Source organism: Methylobacterium endophyticum (genome assembly GCF_050591105.1).
Lineage (GTDB): Bacteria > Pseudomonadota > Alphaproteobacteria > Rhizobiales > Beijerinckiaceae > Methylobacterium.
The window spans coordinates 1-19,086 of sequence record NZ_JBNHES010000025.1 but is presented as its reverse complement, the minus strand read 5'-3'; the positions used below and the strand labels follow the sequence as shown (position 1 = coordinate 19,086).

General features: G+C 73.0%; 13 protein-coding genes. 7 read left to right on the top strand and 6 right to left on the bottom strand.

Translation table 11 applies throughout. The features are described from left to right. Positions 1-33: 33 nt before the first annotated feature. Both addB and addA read left to right on the top strand, forming a co-directional pair. Positions 34-3,177, top strand: a complete 3,144-nt coding sequence (addB, locus tag ACP56T_RS20275; RefSeq protein ID WP_430913968.1) for a double-strand break repair protein AddB — start codon at positions 34-36, stop codon at positions 3,175-3,177. After that, positions 3,174-6,608, top strand: a complete 3,435-nt coding sequence (addA, locus tag ACP56T_RS20270; protein ID WP_430913967.1) for a double-strand break repair helicase AddA — start codon at positions 3,174-3,176, stop codon at positions 6,606-6,608. Before addB ends, addA begins: the two co-directional genes overlap by 4 nt. A 130-nt stretch (positions 6,609-6,738) precedes the next feature. Here addA and ACP56T_RS20265 read toward each other — a convergent pair whose 3' ends face one another. Further along, a complete protein-coding gene (locus ACP56T_RS20265) occupies positions 6,739-8,019 on the bottom strand; it encodes a PQQ-dependent sugar dehydrogenase (RefSeq protein WP_430913966.1) in 1,281 nt (426 codons plus the stop codon). Positions 8,020-8,334: 315 nt separating this feature from the next. Between ACP56T_RS20265 and trxA the strand changes: the two genes are divergently transcribed. Beyond that, the gene (gene trxA / locus ACP56T_RS20260) at positions 8,335-8,664 is read left to right on the top strand and encodes a thioredoxin (RefSeq protein ID WP_430913965.1); all 330 of its coding nucleotides are present in this window, start codon (positions 8,335-8,337) and stop codon (positions 8,662-8,664) included. 266 nt (positions 8,665-8,930) lie between these two features. On the opposite strand, the gene ACP56T_RS20255 is transcribed toward trxA, so the two are convergent. The 4 genes from ACP56T_RS20255 to trpA form a co-directional block, all read right to left on the bottom strand. Then, entirely contained in the window at positions 8,931-9,770 is an 840-nt protein-coding gene (locus ACP56T_RS20255; protein ID WP_430913964.1) for an outer membrane protein, read from the bottom strand. A 284-nt stretch (positions 9,771-10,054) separates the two neighbouring features. Further along, a complete protein-coding gene (locus ACP56T_RS20250; RefSeq protein WP_430913963.1) occupies positions 10,055-11,380 on the bottom strand; it encodes a bifunctional folylpolyglutamate synthase/dihydrofolate synthase in 1,326 nt (441 codons plus the stop codon). A 22-nt stretch (positions 11,381-11,402) separates the two neighbouring features. Next, positions 11,403-12,305, bottom strand: coding sequence for an acetyl-CoA carboxylase, carboxyltransferase subunit beta (gene accD, locus ACP56T_RS20245; RefSeq protein WP_430913987.1), 903 nt, complete (start codon positions 12,303-12,305; stop codon positions 11,403-11,405). Positions 12,306-12,375: 70 nt separating this feature from the next. Next, positions 12,376-13,245 carry a tryptophan synthase subunit alpha gene (gene trpA, locus ACP56T_RS20240; protein ID WP_430913962.1) on the bottom strand — a complete coding sequence of 290 codons (870 nt, stop codon included), beginning with the start codon at positions 13,243-13,245 and terminating at the stop codon, positions 12,376-12,378. Positions 13,246-13,457: 212 nt separating this feature from the next. Between trpA and ACP56T_RS20235 the strand changes: the two genes are divergently transcribed. The 3 genes from ACP56T_RS20235 to gluQRS are packed head-to-tail and all read left to right on the top strand — an operon-like array spanning position 13,458 to position 16,693. After that, positions 13,458-15,497 carry an ATP-binding protein gene (locus ACP56T_RS20235; protein ID WP_430913961.1) on the top strand — a complete coding sequence of 680 codons (2,040 nt, stop codon included), beginning with the start codon at positions 13,458-13,460 and terminating at the stop codon, positions 15,495-15,497. 48 nt (positions 15,498-15,545) lie between these two features. After that, positions 15,546-15,833 (top strand): hypothetical protein, encoded by a 288-nt coding sequence (locus ACP56T_RS20230; RefSeq protein WP_430913960.1) that lies wholly within the window; start codon positions 15,546-15,548, stop codon positions 15,831-15,833. Continuing rightward, entirely contained in the window at positions 15,830-16,693 is an 864-nt protein-coding gene (gene gluQRS, locus ACP56T_RS20225) for a tRNA glutamyl-Q(34) synthetase GluQRS (protein ID WP_430913959.1), read from the top strand. The genes ACP56T_RS20230 and gluQRS overlap by 4 nt, the downstream gene beginning before the upstream one ends. A 6-nt stretch (positions 16,694-16,699) precedes the next feature. On the opposite strand, the gene ACP56T_RS20220 is transcribed toward gluQRS, so the two are convergent. Then, entirely contained in the window at positions 16,700-18,757 is a 2,058-nt protein-coding gene (locus ACP56T_RS20220) for a M23 family metallopeptidase (RefSeq protein WP_430913958.1), read from the bottom strand. Positions 18,758-18,822: 65 nt separating this feature from the next. On the opposite strand from ACP56T_RS20220, the gene ACP56T_RS20215 reads away from it, so the two are divergent. Then, positions 18,823-19,020: a hypothetical protein gene (locus tag ACP56T_RS20215; RefSeq protein ID WP_430913957.1), complete on the top strand. Its 198-nt coding sequence runs from the start codon at positions 18,823-18,825 to the stop codon at positions 19,018-19,020. The last annotated feature ends 66 nt before the right edge of the window (positions 19,021-19,086 follow it).

Genomic DNA, 19,086 nt, shown 5'->3' with positions numbered 1-19,086 from the left:
GATAAGCACGGCGCGACCCAAGTCCGAAAAAACATGAGCGAGCCCCGCCTCTTCACCGTCCCGCCCGGTGCGCCCTTCCTGCCGGTGCTGGCCGAGGCGCTCCTCTCCGGCCGGCTGGTGGGGGAGGTCGGGAGCGATCCGCTCGGGCTCGCGGCCGTCACCGTCTACCTGCCGACCCGCCGGGTCGCCCGCGCGTTCGGGGCGGTGCTGGCCGGGCGGCTCGGCCATGCCGCCCTGCTGCCGCGCATGATCCCGCTCGGGGAGGCCGACGAGGCCGAGCTCGATCTCGCGGCGAGCCCGCTCGTCGGCGAGGGGCCGGACGTGCTGGCGCCCTCCATGCCGCCGCTGGAGCGGCGCCTCGTGCTGGCGGCCCTGACCCGCCGCTGGGCCGAGACGATCGACCGCGCGCTCCTGCCCATCGCCGACGGCGTGCCCTTCGGCGTGCCGGCCTCCCCCGCCGACGCGGTGGCGCTGGCCGGCGACCTCGAGAGCCTGATGGACGCGCTCACCGTCGAGGGCGTGCCCTGGGACGAGATCGCCGGCGCCGTCGATTCCGAGTACTCGCGCTATTTCGGGCTGACCCTCGATTTCCTGCGCATCGCCGCCGAGAACTGGCCGAGGCTGCTGGCCGAGCGCAGCCTCGGCGATCCGGTGTTCCGGGCGCGCCGGCTGGTGACGGCGGAGGTCGAGCGCCTGCGCCGCGCGCCACCCGGCGATCCCGTGGTGATCGCGGGCGCCACCGGCTCCACCCCGGCCGTCGCCGACCTGATCGGGGCGATCGCCGCCCTGCCGCGCGGGGCCGCCGTGCTGCCGGGCCTCGACCGCGATCTCGACGATGCCGGCTGGAACGCCATCGAGACGGACGGGGAGACCGCCCACGGCCACCCGCAGGCGATCCTGCACCGGCTGCTCGGCTCCCGCCATCTCGGCCGCACGCGCGCCTCCGTGATCCCGCTCGGCGAGGTCCCGCCGGAGGCGCGGGCCCGCGAGAGGCTGCTCGCGCAGGCCCTGCGGCCGGCCGCGACCACCGATGCCTGGGCGCGGATCGACCCGGCCGAGCGGGACGCCCTCGCCGCGTCCGGTCTCGCCGGTCTCGCGGTGGTCGAGGCGGCCGACGAGCGCGAGGAGGCGCTGGTGGCGGCGGTGGCGCTGCGCGAGACCCTGGAGACGCCGGGGGCCACGGCGGCCTTCGTCACGCCGGACCGGGGGCTCGCCGCCCGCGTCGCGGCGGAGCTCGGCCGCTGGGGCATCGTCGCCGAGGACGCCGCCGGCCAGCCCCTGCCGGTGACGCTCGCCGGCCGCTTCGCCCGGCTCGCGGCGGAGCTCGCCGTGGAGCTGCGCGCCGCCCGCATCGGCAACCGCCAGGCCGAGCGCCTGATCGCGCTGCTCGCCCATCCGATGACGCGGCTGGGGCTGCCGCGTGGGGACGTGGCGCGCGCGGCCGCCGCCCTCGAGATCGGCGTGCTGCGCGGGCCCGCGCTGGCGCCCGGATTTCCGGTGCTGCGCGATGCGCTCGGTGCGGCCCGCAGCCCCACGGCGCATGTGCCGCGCGCGAAACGGCGCCTGACCGACCTCGACTGGGACCTGGCGGCCGGCCTGATCGACCGCTTGGAGGCCGCTTTCGCGGGGTTTCCGGGGCCTTGCGACCCGGACGATTGCGACCTGCTCGGGCTCTCGCAGGCCCACCGCGCGGCCTGCGAGGCGCTGCTCGAAGGGCCGGCGGACGACGCGGAAGCCGCCGCCGACGCCTCCCTCGACGGCCTCGACACGCTGTTCGACGACCTCGCTTCCGCCGAGTCCGGCCCGATGCGGGGCGCGCTCGCCGACTATCCGGCCTTCTTCACCGGGCTCGCCGGCCTGCGCAGCGTGACGAACGCGGGGGGAGCGCCGCATCCGCGCATCGCCATCCTCGGCCTGACGGAGGCGCGCCTGATCTCCGCCGACCGCGTGGTGCTCGGCGGCCTCGACGAGGGCGTCTGGCCGATGAAGACGGTCACGGACGCCTTCCTCAACCGCCCCATGCGCGCGCGCATCGGCCTCGACCCGCCCGAGCGGCGGATCGGGCAGAGCGCGCATGATTTCGTCGCGCTCCTCGGGCATCGCGACGCGGTGGTGACGCGGGCGGTGAAGCGCGGCGGCTCGCCCATGGTGCGCTCCCGCTTCCTCCTGCGCATGCAGGCGTTCTGCGGGGATGCGCGCTGGCGGGGCGCGCTCGATGCCGGGGGGCGGCTCGCGGCCTGCGCCGCCGCCCTCGACCGGGGGACGGACGGGCCGCAGCCGCGTCTCGCCCGGCCGGCGCCCAAGCCCGACCCGGCGCTCTTTCCGAAATCCCTGAGCGTCACCGAGATCGAGACCCTGGTGCGCGACCCCTACGCGATCTTCGCCCGCCATGTCCTGGGGCTCGATCCGCTGGAGCGGGTCGCCGCCCCGCCGGGGGCGGGCGAGCGCGGCAGCCTGATCCACGCCGTGCTCGGCGGCTTCGCCCAGCGCTTTCCGCAGGGCATGCCGGAGGACGCGGAACACGCGCTCCGCGCCATCGCCCGCGAGGCGTTCGCGGGCATCGAGGCGACGAATCCCGAGCTCTTCGCCGAGTGGTGGCCGCGCTGCGAGCGGCTGATGGCGGCCTTCCTGGACTGGGAGGACGCCCGCCGGCCCGCCATCGCCGGTATCCACGCCGAGGTCTCGGGCCGCTGGGCGATTCCCATGGGCACGGAACCCTTCACCCTGCGCGCCCGCGCCGACCGGATCGAGCGGCGGCGCGACGGCGGCGCCTGCATCGTGGACTTCAAGACCGGCGCACCGCCCACGAACCCGGCGGTCTTCGCCGGATTCTCGCCGCAGCTCACCCTGGAGGCGGCGATGCTGATGGCGGGTGCCTTCGAGGGCATCCCGAAGCCTGCCGGCACGCCGGAGCTGCTCTACGTCCAGGCGTCGGGCGGCCGCACGCCCCTCAAGGACGCGCCCGTGAAGCCGCCGAGGGACGATCCCCGCAGCGTCGGCGAGGTGGTGGCCGAGCATGCGGCGCGGCTGCGCGGCCTCGTCGCCCGCTACCGGACGGGGGAGGCGGCCTATGTCTCGCGGCCCTACCCGCAATACATCCGCTACGAGGGCCCCTACGACCATCTCGCGCGGGTGCGCGAGTGGTCGCTCTCCGGCGAGGGGGAGCCCGAGGCATGAGCGAGGCGCCTCCCCGGTTCGTCGTCGACCAGGCGACCCAGGCCGCGCAGCGCGGCGCCGCCGATCCGGCCGCCTCGGCCTGGGTCTCGGCCAATGCCGGCGCCGGCAAGACCAAGGTCCTCACCGACCGGGTGGTGCGCCTGCTGCTCGCCGGCACGCCGCCGGGGCGCATCCTCTGCCTGACCTTCACCAAGGCCGCCGCCGCCAACATGTCGACCCGCGTGTTCGAGCGGCTCGGGCGCTGGGTCACGGAAGGCGACGCGGCGCTCGCCGCCGATCTCGAGGGGCTCACCGGCAAGGCGCCCTCCCGCGAGGGGCTGGACGATGCCCGCCGCCTGTTCGCCCGCGCCGTCGAGACGCCGGGCGGGCTCAAGATCGAGACCCTGCACGCGCTCTGCGAGCGGCTGCTGCACATGTTCCCGTTCGAGGCCAACGTGCCGGCTGGCTTCTGCGTGCTCGACGACGACGCGGCCGCCGCGATGTTCGCCCGCGAGACCGACGCGACGCTCGCCGATGCCGTGCTCGGCGCCGCGCCGGACATCTTCGCCGCCCATGCGCTGATCCAGCCCGACGCCCAGGACGACACCCTGCGCGACCTGATCCGGGGCGCCATGCGCGCCCGCGCCGTGCTGCGGCAGGACGGCCTGTCCGCGCCCTTCGCCGCGCTGGGCACGGCGCTGGGGCTGAGGGCGGGGGAGGACGAGGCGGAGATCGCCGGGCGCATCCTCTCCGGCTTGCCCGGCCTGAAGGCCCTCGCCGGGCGGCTGCGCACGGGGGCCGCCACCGACGAGGGGCTGGCGGATGCGCTGGTCCGGGCCGATCCGGCGGCTCCGCCGGAGGCCGTGGAGGCGCTGCGCGGGGCCTTCTTCACCGACAAGGGCGATCCGCGAAAGAATCTCGGCACCAAGGCCGCCGGGCCGGAGGTGAAGGCCGCGCTGCTCGCCGAGCGCGACCGCCTCGTACCGCTCTTCGAGAGTCTCGGCGCCGCCCGCGCGCTCGCCCGGACGCGGGCGCTGTTCACGCTGGCCGCCGAGATCGACCGCCGGGTCGAGGCGCGGAAGGCGCGCATCGGCGCCCTCGATTTCGACGACCTGATCCACAAGACCCGCGACCTGCTCGCGCGGGTCGACGCGGCCTGGGTGCTCTACAAGCTCGATCGCGGCATCGACCATGTGCTCATCGACGAGGCGCAGGACACCAACCCCGAGCAATGGGCGATCCTCGACAGCCTCACCGCCGAGTTCACGGCCGGGGCGGGCGCCCGCGAGGTCAGGCGCACGCGCTTCGCCGTGGGCGACCCCAAGCAGTCGATCTACAGCTTCCAGGGGGCCGAGCCGCGCCGCTTCGAGGAGACGCGGCGGGAGTGGCTCCGCGCGTCCAAAACCGCCGGGCTCGCCTTCGAGGATGTCAGCCTGCGGCTGTCCTTCCGTTCGGCGCGCGGCATCCTGCGGGCGGTGGACGCCACCTTCGCGATCCCGGAGCATTTCGGCGGCCTTTCCTTCGCGGACGAGGCGGTCGGCACCGTTCATGCCAGCGCGCGGGGCGACGCGCCCGGCATCGTCGAGCTCTGGCCCATCGCCGAACCGCAAGCCGCCGCCGAGCCCGATGCCTGGACCGCCCCCGTCGACGCGCCCGAGACCAGCGCGCCGGCCATCGTCACCGCCCGCAAGGTGGCGCGCGCCGTGCGCCGCTGGATCGATGTCGGCGACGAGGGCGGCCGCAGGCGCCGGCCCGGCGAGATCCTGCTGCTGGTGCGCAAGCGCGGCGCCGCCTTCGAGGAGGCGATCCGGGCCCTGAAGGCGCTCGGCGTCCCGGTGGCGGGGCAGGACCGGCTGGACGTGGCCGCCCATATCGCGGTGATGGACCTTGTCGCCATCGGCCGGGCCGGGCTGCTGCCCGCCGACGACCTGACGCTTGCCACCGCCCTCAAGACGCCGCTGGTCGGGCTGAGCGACGACGACCTCGTGCGGCTCTCGGGCGGGCGCGCGGAGTCCGAGACCCTGGAGGACGCCCTCGGCCGCCATGCCGAGGCGGGCGATCGGGCCGCGATCCTCGCCCGCGCGGCGCTTTCCGGCTGGATCGCGCTCGCCGCGCGCCAGGGGCCGTTCGGGTTCTACGCCACGCTGCTCGGGCCGGGGGGCGGCCGCGAAAAGCTGGTGGCGCGGCTCGGCGGCGAGGCGGGGGACGCCATCGACGTCTTCCTCGCCAAGGCGGCGGAGGCGGAGAGCGGCACCGACGCGCCCTCGCTCTCGGGCTTCATCGGCGGATTCGAGGCGCGGGGCACCGAAGGGCTCACGGTCAAGCGCGACCTGGAGACCGGCCACGACGAGGTCCGGGTGATGACCGTCCACGGCGCCAAGGGCCTGGAGGCGCCCGTCGTGGTGCTGCTCGACGGCTGCGAGCCCCTCGGGCGCAACGATCCCAAGCTCCTGGCGATGGGCGCCGACGGCGCCGTGCCGCTGCCGCCGGTCTGGGCCGGGGCGAAGACGCAGGATTCCCCCGCCACCGCCGCCGCGCGGGACAGAATCCAGGCGCGGTCCCGCGAGGAGCACAACCGGCTCCTCTACGTCGCCATGACCCGCGCCGCCGACCGGCTGGTGGTCGCCCCCTATCGCGGGGCGACCAAGGAGACCGCCGGCTGCTGGTGCGAGATGATCCGCATCGGGCTGGAGGCGTCGGGCTGGCCGGGGGAGGCCGTCGAGCTGCCCTACGGACCGGCGACCCTGTGGCGGGACGGCGTCGCCGCGGCGTCCGCGCCGTCGGACGCGGCGGCGCCCCCGTCCGACGCGGCGGTGCCCTCCTGGCTGCATGCGCCCGCCCCGGTGGAAGCCGCGCCGCCTCCGCCACTGAGCCCCTCCGGCGCCCTGCGGGCGGCCGATTCCCGGCCCCCCCCGGCCCGGCGGCAGGCGGATGGCGACGCGCGCCGGCGCGGCGTGCTCGTCCATGCGCTGCTGGAGCACCTGCCCCGGCTCGATCCGGCGCGGCGCGGGCAGGCCGCAGACGCCTTCGTCCATGCCCGCGCCCCGGCCATGCCGAAGCCGAAGCAGGCGGCCATCGTCGAGGCGGCCCTGCGGCTGATCGACGAGCCGGAACTGGCGCCGCTGTTCTCGGCCGGGGCGCGGGCCGAGGTGACGCTCTCGGGCAAGGTCGTCGTGGAAGGTGTCGAGCGCGCGGTCTACGGCCGCGTCGACCGCCTGTCGGTGGAGGAGGGCGTCGTCCGCCTCGCGGACTTCAAGACCGGGCGCCCCCCGGTGGCGGACGCGCCCCTGCCGGTTGCGGAGGCGGGCCAGCTCGCGCTCTACGCGCTGCTGCTCGCCCGGATCTATCCCGGCCGCAACGTCGTGCCGATGCTGGTCTGGACCTCGGGGCCGACGATCCGGCGCTTGAGCGAGGCGGAGATCGCCGCCGCGCTCGCGCCGCTGGGCTTGTGAGGCTCGCACTCATACCGCTGCGCTTTCGAACGGCCCGTTCGAAAGCGCGAGGCAAGCGCGACTGCGCGTCGGCGCCGATGCGCCGCACCGCCTTTGGAACGACGACGTCGTTTCCAAAGGCACGCCGGTGTCACCCCTCCTGCTTCTTCGGGGTCAGCTTGAGGATCTTGCCGTCCGGTCCGTCGGTGACGGCGTAGATCGCGCCGTCCGGCCCGACCTTCACGTCGCGGATGCGCTCCCGAAGCGGGATCCGCTCCTCGCTGACCACCTTGTCGCCGTCGAGCTTGAGCACCACGATCCCCTCGCTGACGAGGCCGCCGACGATGAAGTCGCCCTTCCAGGAGGGAAACAGCTCGGCGCCGTAATAGGCCAGGCTGGAGGGGCCGATCACCGGGTCCCAGTAATAGGCGGGCTGCGAGGTGCCGCCGGCCTGGGTGACGCCCTCGCCGATCTTCTCGCCGGAATACTCGATGCCGTAGGTCACGAGCGGCCAGCCGTAGTTCACGCCGGGGCGCGGCCGGTTCAATTCGTCGCCGCCGCGCGGGCCGTGCTCCACGGTCCAGACGCGGCCCTGGCCGTCCAGCGCGATGCCCTGGACGTTGCGGTGGCCGTAGGACCAGATCTCGTGGCGCGCCTTGTCGCTGCCGGCGAAGGGGTTGTCCTTCGGCGCGGCGCCGTCGGTGTCGATGCGGAAGACCTTGCCGAGGCCGCTGGACAGATCCTGCGCCTGTCCGCGCGTCGCCTTGTCGGAGCGCTCGCCCGCGGTGACGAACAGCTTGCCGTCCGGCGCGAAGACGAGGCGCGAGCCGAAATGCTTGTCGCCGTCATAGGTCGGCATCTGCCGGAAGATCACCTTGAACTCGTCGAGCTTGCCCGTGCCGCCGCTCTCGACGAGCTTCGCCTTCGCCACCGTGGTGCCGTTGCCCTTCTCGCGGGGCTCGGCGTAGCTGACATAGATCGTCCGGTCGGAGGCGAAGCCGGGGCTCAGCGCCACGTCGAGGAGGCCGCCCTGGCCGCGCGCGTCGACCTTGGGCACGCCCGCGACCGGCTGGCCGAGGGTGCCGTCCTTGGCGACGAGGCGGATCCTGCCGGCCTTCTCGGTGACGATCATGCGCCCGTCCGGCAGGAACTCCATGGCCCAGGGGCTCGCCAGCCCCTTCGCGACGGTGGCGATCTCGACCTTCGTGGCCTGGGCGGGCATCGGCGCGCGGGTCTGGTTCGGCAGCAGCGGCCGGTAGGGCGCGTTCGCGGGTCCGGTCTCGGCGGGGCCGGCGGCGGTGTCTCCGGCGGGCGCCGAGAAGGCCTCGCCGCCGACGCGGGCGGGCGGAGCCTCCTCGGCGAAAGCCAGCGGCGGGAGGCCGAGACCGAGGACGGCGAACGTGGCGAGGAGGGTCGGCTTGATCGGCGTCACGATGCGGTTTCCTCAGGCGTTGCGGCGGTCCGGGCGGCCCCTCGCTCCGGGGGAGGGGACGGGTCTGGCAGGTCCGGCGACCGCCTCGTGCGGCAGGCGGTGTTCGGCCCCGCCTGCGGGGGAGATGGGGCGGCGGCGCGGAAGGGCGAGGGCCGCGATGCCCGCCCGCGACCATGAGACCGGCGCGCGCCAGGGCTGCGGCCGGTGCCATATGCCTTGACCGCCCGGCGCGGCGTCGCCAATTCTCGCCCACAGCAGCGGGCGACGCGCGGTCGCGGACCGTGACCGCGCCCGTGCGATGGAAAGGGTTTGTCGATGGCGACGGTGAAAGTGACCGACGCGAGCTTCGCGCAGGACGTCCTCCAGTCCGCCGAGCCCGTCGTGGTGGATTTCTGGGCGGAATGGTGCGGCCCGTGCCGGCAGATCGGGCCGGCCCTCGAAGAGATCGCCACCGATCTCCAGGGCCGGGTGAAGATCGCCAAGGTGAACGTGGACGAGAACCCCGGCATCGCCGCCCAGTACGGCATCCGCTCGATCCCGACGCTGCTGCTCTTCAAGAAGGGCGAGCGGGTCGATCAGAAGGTCGGCGCCGCCCCGAAGGGCGACCTGTCGCGCTGGATCCAGGCGCAGACCGCCAACGCCTGATCCTGGCGGACGGGCTCATGGGTCATCACCCATGAGGCCCGGCGTCTTCACGCACGCGGCTCGTTTGGATCGAGCCACGTCGCGGGGGACGGATCGAGAAAAGCCCGGCGCGAGCGATCGCGTCGGGCTTTTGCTTGGCCCGAGTGCTTGGCCCGAGTGCTTGGCCCGAGGAGTCCTTGGCCCGAGGGGAGCCGCCGAAACGAAAAGAGCCCGGCCTTGCGGCCGGGCTCCTGGTTTCGAGACCCAGTTTTTATGGATTGAACGGCTTAGTAGGTGCCGAACTTGTAGTTCACGCCGGCGCGCACGACGACGAACTCCGTCGAACGGGCGTTCTCGCCGAGCAGCAGGCTGTTGTTGGCCAGCGTGAAGATGCCGGTCGCCTGGTTGCGGTTGCGCTCGAGGTTCACGTAAAGGGCTTCCACCTTCAGCGTGACGGCCGAGGACTGGAAGAAGTTCAGGAACGAGCTGGTGGGCAGAGCGTACTCGACGCCACCGCCGGCGGCGTAGCCGGTGCGGAAGCTGTCGTTGCCGCCGAGGCCGGCGATCGTGGTGCCGGAGCCGTAGGCGAAGCCGCCGGTGCCGTAGAACAGGACGCGGTCGAAGGCGTAGCCGATACGGCCGCGGACGGTGCCGAAGTAGTCGAGGCTACGACGGGCGGTGAACACGGCAGCGGCCGGGGGAGCGAAGGCGAGGCCGTTCGTGCCCACGAAGGTGTAGGTGCTGGCGCCGCCGCGACGGTTGAAGTCGGTGTACTGAGCGTCGGCCTCGACACCCACCACCAGGCCGGAGCCGGGGGTGAACTGGTAGTTGTAGCCGATCTGGCCGCCGCCGACGAAACCTTCGGTCTCGTTACGGCCGTTGTTGAGGCGCAGCACGCCGTTGGTGCCGGCCGAGCCGATCACCGAACCGGCCGGAAGGACGTAGGCGTTGGAGGTCGAACCGGCGTCGAAGCCGTAGCCGGCGTTGAAACCAGCGTAGAAGCCCGTCCAGGTGAAGACGGGAACCGGCGTGAACACCGGCGGAGCGGCGCGACGCGGAAGGTCGGCGGCCGAAGCGGCGGCCGTGAGTGCCGTGAAGGCGGCGAACGTGGTCAGAAGCTTTTTCATTGTGATCCTCAGCATGTGCCCGATCGCTGCCGAAACTAGGGGATTTTCCACAGCTAAGATGTAGCGCTGAGGCCACACCGGTCCGGGCTCGACTGCCCGCCACCGTTGTTCGGGGAAACCGGGGATCGTCTGTCGGGCGTTAACCTGACGGTGACGAAGTGCCGTTCCGGGCGCTGCTGTGCAATTGTGGACGAACCGCCGCCGCGACCGCCGCAAGACTGTCGACAATAGCTCAGCCGCGCGAATCGGCAATCCTCCGATTCGCGCCGATTCGCCGAAGCCCGTCAGGTCGGCGGGGTGCCGTTGGCGGCCAGCACCGCGCCGGCGAGATAGAGCGATCCGCAGATCAGGATCCGGGGCGGCCGCTCGAAGGCGATGTCGGCCACCGCCGCGAGCGCCGTCTCGATGCTCGGCGCGGTGCGCGCGTTCAACCCCGCCTCCGTGGCGATCCGCGCCACCTCCTCGGCGGGTCGCGCCGCCATCTGGCCGGCGATCGGCACCGCGATCAGCGCGCGGGCGAGGCCGACGAAGTTGCGCAGGAACCCTTCCGCGTCCTTGGTGCCGAGCAGCCCCGTCACCAGCACCAGCGGCACGTCGCTGCGGTCTCCCAGGTCGGCGATGGCCGCCGCCAGGATGCGGCCCCCGTCGACGTTGTGGCCGCCGTCGAGCCAGAGCTCGGAGCCCTCCGGCACCAGCTCGGCGAGGCGTCCGCGCCCGAGCCGTTGCAGGCGGCCGGGCCAGTCGACCTTGTTCAGCCCGGTCTCCAGGGCGGCGGTGCCGATGTCGCCGAACCCCGCCGCACGCAGGGCCGCGATGGCGGTGCCGGCGTTGACGTATTGATGGCGCCCGGCGAGCCGGGGCCTCGGCAGGTCGAACAGGTCGAGCTCGTCCTGGAAGACGAGGCGGCCGTTCTCCTCGTGCACGGAAAAGTCCTGGTTGCCGACCATCACCGGCACGGCGCCGACGGATTCGGCGTGGCGCACCAGCACCTCGTCGGCCTCGGCGTAGTCCTGTGCCGCGATCACCGCCGGGCAGCCGCGCTTGAAGATGCCGGCCTTCTCGCCCGCCACCGCCGCGACCGTGTCGCCGAGATACTCGGCATGGTCGCGCCCGATCGGGGTGACGACGGCGGCGGCGGGGGTGTCGATCACGTTCGTCGCGTCGACCCGGCCGCCGAGCCCGACCTCGAGCAGCAGCACGTCGGCGGCATGCTCGGAGAAGAGCAGCAGGGCGGCGGCCGTGGTGATCTCGAAGACCGTGATCGGCTGGCCGGCATTGGCGGCTTCGCAGCGGGCGAAGGCGTCGGCCAGCCGGTCCTCGGGCACGAAGACGCCGCCGCCGATCCGCCCGAGCCGGATGCGCTCGTGGAAGCGCACGAGATGGGGCGAGGTGTAGACATGGGCGGCCAGGCCCCCCGCCTCGAGGATCGCCCGCATGAAGGCGATGGTCGAGCCCTTGCCGTTGGTGCCGGCGACATGGATCACCGGCGGCAGCCGGTGCTCGGGATGGTTGAGGCGCGCGAGCAGCCGCTCGATCCGTCCGAGGGACAGGTCGATCGTGCGCGGATGCAGGGCGAGGAAGCGCGCCATCAGCGCGTCGGAGGAATCCATTGCGTGCGGGCCGGTCGCTGTTTCAGGCCGCCTGGGGGACGGGGGCCGCCGGCGGGCGGGGCGCCTCGGGGGCATTGGTGAGCAGGCCGCAGATGCGCGCCACCGTCTCCTTCAGGGCGTGGCGGTGGACCACCTGATCGACCATGCCGTGGTCGCGCAGATACTCCGCCCGCTGGAAGCCGTCGGGCAGTTTTTCGCGGATCGTCTGCTCGATGACGCGCGGGCCGGCGAAGCAGATCAGGGCGCCGGGCTCGGCGAGATGCACGTCGCCGAGCATGGCATAGGAGGCGGTGACGCCGCCGGTGGTCGGGTTCGTCAGCACGACGATGTAGGGGAGCTTGGCGGCGTTCAGGCGGCGCACCGCCACGGTGGTGCGCGGCATCTGCATGAGCGAGAGGATGCCCTCCTGCATGCGCGCGCCGCCGGAGGCGGAGAACAGGACGTAGGGGGTCTTCTTGTCGAGCGCGGTCTCGGCGCCCCGGATGAAGGCCTCGCCCGCCGCCATGCCGAGCGAGCCGGCCATGAAGCCGAACTCCTGCGCGGCGAGCGTCATCGGAATGCCGCCGACGCGACCGAAGCCGATCTTGAAGGCGTCCGGCATGCCGGTCTTGGCGCGGGCCTCCTTGAGGCGGTCGACATAGCGCTTCTCGTCGCGGAACTTCAGCGGGTCGGTGGCGACCTCGGGCAGCGGCACGTCGATCCAGGTGCCCTCGTCGAACATCATCTTGAGGCGCGCGTTCGCGCTCATCTTCAGGTGGTGCTCGGAGCCGGGGATGACCCAGTGGTTGCTCTCCACCTCCTTGTGGAAGACCATCTGCCCGGTATCGGGGCACTTGACCCAGAGGTTCTCCGGGGTCTCGCGCTTGAACAGGGTCTTGATCTTGGGGCGCACGACCTCCGAGATCCAGTTCATCGGTTCCACCATCATGGGCCGCAATCCTGTCGGGGCAAGGCGGTGATATCGGTGCGCGGGGCCCGCGTTGCCAGCCGCCGCCTCAGACGGCCGGTCCGCGGGCCGCGCCGCGGACGCCGTCCGCGAGCTCGCGCACCAGCGTCTCGACGGCGGACACCGTGCCGTCGCCGGCCTGCCCGTCCGGGCCGAGCGAGCGGTGCAGCGCGTCGACCAGCGCCGAGCCGACGACGACGCCGTCCGCGCCCTTGGCGATGGCGGCGGCATGCGCCCCGCTCTTCACGCCGAAGCCGACGACGACGGGCAGCTCGGTATGCCGGCGGATGCGGCCGACGGCCTCCGAGACCTTGCCGAAATCCGGCGTCGCCGTGCCGGTGATGCCGGTGATCGAGACATAATAGACGAAGCCCGCCGTGTTCGCGAGCACGGCCGGGAGCCGGCGCTCGTCGGTGGTGGGCGTGGCGAGCCGCACGAAGGCGAGGCCCTTGGCCAGCGCCGGCAGGCAGAGCTCGTCGTCCTCCTCCGGCGGCAGGTCGACCACGATCAGCCCGTCGACCCCGGCCGCCACGGCGTCGTCGAGGAAGCGCGGCACGCCGTAGGTGTGGATCGGGTTGTAGTAGCCCATCAGGATCACGGGCGTCCCCGCGTCGCCGGCCCGGAAGCGGCGCACCAGCTCGAGGGTGCGCGCGACGTTCTGGCCGCCCTTCAGCGCGCGCAGGCCCGCCGCCTGGATCGCGGGCCCGTCGGCCATGGGGTCGGTGAAGGGAAGCCCGAACTCGACGATGTCGGCGCCGGCCCTCGGCAGGGCCTCCAGCACCTTCAGCGAGGTCTCGGCGTCGGGATCGCCCGCCATCACGTAGGTGACGAGGGCGGCGCGGCCTTCCGCCCGGCAGCGGGCGAAGACGGCCTCGATGCGGCCCTGTCCGGCGCGGGGGGAGGTGGCGGCGTCTGTCATGGGCTTCGCGCGTCGGTGTCGCTGCGCCATGCCCGGCGGGCATGGGTCGCAAGCCGCCGCGCCTACACCATCGGCGGCCACGCGTGAAGCGCGGGGGAGGCCCGGCTTGCCGGCAACCCTTCCTTAAGCCCCTTTCGCAACCCGGCCTTCAGCCCGGCCTGCGAGGCTGCCCCCTCGGGACAGTTTTCGAAAGCGGACAGGCGGGGACCGGCATGGACATGAGGGACGTCGCGCTCGTCCTCGCGCTGCTCGCCGCCGCGTTCAGCCTCTCGGCCCTGCTCTGGCGCACGAAACGCCGGGCGGATCGCGAGGCGCCGGAGGCGGAGCATCTGCACGACCGCATCTGGAAGATCTCCGAGAGCGAGGACCGCTACCGGGCGCTGGTCGAGGCGACCATGGAGGTCATCGTCCAGCGCGACGGGCTCGGGCGGATCACCTTCGCCAACGAGGGCTACGCCCGCCTCCTCGGCCGCTCGCCCATGGCGCTGGTCGGCGCCACCGTCGAGCTTCAGGTGGTCGAGGACGGGCGCGTCGAGACCGGGCCGGACGGCGTGCGCCGCATCGAATCCAAGGTTCTGCCGGTGGACGGTATCCCGCGCTGGTTCTCCTTCGTGGAGATGCCCGTCTCGCGCCATGACGGCCCGATGCAGTGGCTGCGCGCCGGCTGCGACATCACCGCCCGCGCGGAGGCCGCCAAGTCCCTCGACGAGGCCCTGAGCCGGGCGGAGGCCGCCAACGTCGCCAAGTCCCGCTTCCTCGCCACCGTCAGCCACGAGTTCCGCACGCCTCTGAACGGCATCCTCGGCATGGCCGACCTCGTGCTCGACACGCGGCTCGATCCCGAGCAGCGCACCTATGTCGAGGCGGTGAAGACCAGCGGCAAGGCGCTGCTGACGCTCATCGACGGCATCCTCGATTTCTCGCGCATCGAGGCCGGGCGCCTCGACCTCGCGGCCGAGCCCTTCGATCCCGGTGAGATCGCCGAGCGCGTGGTCGAGCTGCTGGCCCCGCGCGCGCAGGACAAGGGCATCGAGATCGCCCTCGACGTCGCCGACGACCTGCCCGCGATCGTGGTGGGGGACGCCGACCGCGTCCGTCAGATCCTCGTCAACCTCGCCGGCAACGCCATCAAGTTCACAGGTTCCGGCGGCGTCGGCGTGGCGCTCGCCCCCTCTCCCGAGGGGATCGTGCTCACGGTCTCCGATACCGGCCCCGGCATCCCGAAGGAGCGCATCCCGGCCCTGTTCGAGGAGTTCGAGCAGGGGGACGGCAGCGCCAGCCGCGACCACGAGGGCACGGGGCTCGGGCTCGCCATCACCCAGCGCCTCGTCGGCATGATGGGCGGGCGCATCGAGGCGGAATCGACGGTGGGGCGCGGCTCGGTCTTCCGCGTCGTCCTGCCGCTGCCGGTCTCCGGCGGCGACGCGAAGCGCGAGCTGCCGCCCGTGCTGAACGGCCGGCGCGTGCTCGTCGTCGCGGAATCGCCCTTCCAGGCGCCCTATCTCGCCCGCCGCCTGTCGCGCTCGGGGGCCGCCGCCGTCATCGTGCCGAGCCTGGAGGCCGGTCTCGATGCGCTCTCCGGGGCCGTCTTCGACGCGCTCATCGCCGACCGCAGCCTCGGCGACCGCGCCGTGCGCCTGCTCGCCGACGAGGCGCGCCGCTGCGGCGTGCGGTGCAGCCTGATCCTGCTCTCGCCCTTCGACCGTCGCGAGTTCGGCGCGCCGAGTGCGGCCGGCTTCGACAGCTACCTCATCAAGCCCGTGCGCGCCCGCTCGCTGTTCGACCGGCTGCTGGCGCCGGCGACCCCCCTCGATTCGGAGGAGGCCGCGCCCACGCCGCTCGCCCCCCGTCCGCGCGGCGCCCGTGTGCTGCTCGCGGAGGACAACCCCATCAACGCGCTCCTCGCCACCAAGGCCCTGGAGCGGCTCGGCGCGACGGTGGTGCTCGCCCGCGACGGCACCGAGGCGCTCGCCCGCCTGGGGGAGGCCGAGACGCGCCGCAACCCCTTCGACCTCGCGCTCCTCGACATCCGCATGCCCGGCCTCGACGGCCTGGAGACGGCCCGCCGCATCCGGGGCCTCCAGGCGTCCGGTGCCTTGCGGCCCCTGCGGCTGGTGGCGCTCACCGCCAATGTCGGGCGCGAGGACGAGAGCGCCGCGCGCGCCGCAGGCTTCGACGGTTTCATGGCCAAGCCCCTGGACATCAAGGCGCTTCCCGCGCTTCTGGAACCCGAGCGGGCGCGGGCGGCCTGACACCCGCGCCGTTGACAGGGACCGCCGCGCCGCGCGAACAGGTTGCCCATGGCTGAGACCCAGGCGAATCCGACCGACGGCACCGTTTCCCGCGACGGACCGCTGGCATTGGCGCTCGCCGCCCTCGTCGCCGGCACCGTGCTCCTCGGCGCGCTCCTGCCCGGCCACCCGGCGCGTCCCCATGCCGCCGCGACGCCGGCCGAGGACGCTGCCTGCATCGAGTGGAGCGACGGCTGCCGCGTCTGCACCCGCCGCCCGGAAGGGCCGGCCTGCTCGCTGCCCGGCATCGCCTGCACCTTGAAGGACGCGCGCTGCCTTCGCCGCGCCGGCGGGTGAGCGGCGGCGCGACGCCGGTCTTCCGCTTCGCGCCGAGCCCGAATGGCCGGCTGCATCTCGGGCACGCCTATTCGGCGCTCCTCAACGAGGACATGGCGCGCCGCCTCGGCGGCCGGCTGCTGCTGCGCATTGAGGATATCGATCCGGTCCGCTCGCGGCCGGAGCTGGTCGCTGGCATTTTTTCGGATATCGACTGGCTCGGCATTGCCTTCGAGGCGCCGGTGCGGCGCCAATCCGAGCACATGGCGGAGTATCGGCACGCGCTCGAAGGGCTCGCTGGCCGGGGCCTCGCCTATCCCTGCTTCTGCTCGCGCGGGCAGATCGCGGCCATGGTGGCGGCCGACGCCCCTCGCGATCCCGACGGCGGTCCCCTCTATCCCGGCACCTGCCGGGCTCTATCCGGGGAGGAGGCCGCCCGTCGCCGCGCCGCCGGCGAGCCGCATGCCTGGCGCCTCGACATGGCCCGCGCGCTCGCGCAGGCGCCGGGCCCCCACGCCTACACGGCCTTCGACGCGGAGGGCGGTGAGCGTCGTCTCTCGGCGGACCCCGCCCGCTGGGGCGATCCCGTGATCGGCCGGCGGGACGTGCCGACGAGCTATCATCTCGCCGTGGTGCTCGACGATGCCGCGCAGGGCGTCAGCCATGTGGTGCGCGGGCAAGACCTGGAAGCCGCCACCGACCTCCACGTCCTGCTGCAAGAGCTGCTCGGCCTGGCGTCGCCGGCCTATCACCACCACGCGCTCCTGCGCGGGCCGGACGGCGAGAAGCTCGCGAAGTCCAAGGGCTCCGAATCGCTGGCCGATCTGCGCGCGCGCGGCGCCTCTGCGGCGGATCTCCGCGCCCGGCTCGGCTTTTCCTGAATTCCCTCAGCGCATCGCGTCGCGCTGCGCCAGGGCGGTGGCGCTCTTCGATTTCTGCATCACGCCCTCGATCTGGTCGCGCTGGCGCTTGAACTCGGCCAGCATCCGCCCGTCGAGCTCGCGCCCGCGCGGCACCCGGATCTTCATCGGGTCGACGAAATGGCCGTTGATGATGACCTCGTAATGCAGGTGCGCGCCGGTGGAGAGGCCCGTCGAGCCGACATAGCCGATCACCTGCCCCTGGCGGACCCTCACCCCGGCATTGATGCCCCGCCCGAAGCGCGACATGTGGTTGTAGGTGGTGACGTAGCCGTTGATGTGCTGGATCTCGACGCGGCGCCCGTAACCGGAGGACCATTCCGCCTTGATGACGGTGCCGTTGCCGGCGGCCACGATGGGCGTGCCGATGGGGTTCGCCCAGTCGACGCCGGTATGGAGCTTGGCGTAGCCGAGCACCGGATGGCGCCGGTAGCCGAAGCCGGAGCGCATGATGCCGTCGGCGATGGGCTTGCGGATGAGGAACTTCTTGAGCGAGCGGCCCTGGTCGTCGAGATAGTCGATGGCGCCGTCGTCGGGCGACTGGAATCGGTAGACCTTGCGGGTCTCGCCGCCGAGGTTGAGCGAGGCGTAGAGCAGCTCCGGCCGCTCGGAGGCGCTCTGACCGGCATCCTCGTCATAGGTGTAGAACACGTCGAGGCTGTCGCCCGACGAGATCCGGCGCTGGAAATCGAGGTCGTAGCTGAATACCCGCACGATGTCCTCGATGGCCGCGCGCGGGATGTCGTGGCGGGCCGCCGTCTCGTAGAGGCTCTCGTAGAGGCGCGGACCGGAGCCGCCGTCCTCGTCGTCCTCCCCTGTCTCGGCGACGACCGCCGCCTTCTTGGCCGGCGCGTCCTCGGTAGGGGGCGCCACGGAGACGAAGGCGCCGCGATCGTTTAGCGCCGCGATGCCCTCGATGCCGTTCTCCCCGTAGAGGATGACGCGCGTCACCTGGCGCGGATCGCCGGGTTTGGGCCCCGGCGCGACCTGCACGCGGAACTGCTGGCCCTCGGGCAGGGCGCTGGTGCGCGCCTTGCCGCCCAGCGCGTTGATGATGGCGCGGAACTGCTCCTCGGTGGCGCCGGCATTGGCCTTGAGGGAGCCCTCCAGGCTCTCGCCGCGCTTCAGCGAGAGGTCGCGCTCCTCGACGAGCGGGGTCTCGCTGGCGCGCAGCTCGGTCTTGGCGAGGCGGGTCACGTTCTCGGGGACGACCAGCACCTCGATGTTCTTGAAGGGGCTGCCGCCCTCCGGCGCCGCCTTCACGCCACCGTCGAAATCCGGGCCGCCGAGCCCCTGGCGCAGGGTCCGCGAGAGCATGATCTGCGGAGCGATCGGGATCGTCGTGCGGCGGCCGGCCTCGGCCAAGAGGCGGCGCTCCTCCTCCACCTGCGCGGTGACGTCGTCGTCCGTGAGGCCTGGCCCGCCCGCGTCCATGGCGAGCTCCGAGAGGTCGCGCTTGACCACGCTGACCTCCGCGCCGGGGGCGTCGGCGGAGGCGGGGTCGGGGGCGCGTTCGGCCGGCTCGTCGGAGACGAACTTCATCGGGTCGAAGCGCGGGATGTCGGAAGCGAAGACCCCCGTCGACATAGAGAGCGCGCTCGACACGCGCACGAAGGGCTTCACCTTGATGATCTCGCGCTCGCCGAGCCGCACGGTCACGGGGGTGCGGAAGCTCTGCTTGGCGGAGGCGATCATCAGGTTGCGCACCAGGCGGTCGCCCTTGTGCGCGAGGTTGGTGCCGCCCTCGCTCGGCTGCGGCCGGGCCGCGACGTTCACCCGTTCGGGGATCGCCGCGAGAGAGGCCTGCCCCTTGAGGGAGACGTGGAGCGCCGCCCCGATCAGGGCCGCCCCGGTGAGCCCCGTGAGCGCGCTCGCCCAGAGCCAGCGCAGGTTCACGTCGCGGCGGTCGATCCGCGTCGCGTCGGGGCCGAGGATGTCGAGCGGGGGTTCGGAACCGCGCGCGAAGGCGGGCGCCGTCCGTCCGGTCCCGCCGGCCTTGCCGATCCTGACCCGTGCGCCCTTCACGCTCTGTCCTGTCCGGTTATGCGTCAGGCCCCTGGCGCGGCATGCGCGGGAGCTCCCCCGGCCGCATGACGATGCCGCCCGAGGCGTCCCGACCCCCTGTCTGCGGGCAGGATGTCGAGATTGAGGCGCCTTGGGAAGCGCCACCTTCCCCGCCGAGCGTCGCGGGCCTCGGAATCGAGCCGGCGCATTTTTTCGATACGACCCTGTTGACGGGTGATCTGACCCTCCGTATACCGCTGTTCATCGGCGCCGGCCGCGAGTGAGTGGCCCGGTCGCGGAGCTGTCTTCGTTTCCTTTGCTGCTGCGATGCGGTAGCGGGATGTGGGTGG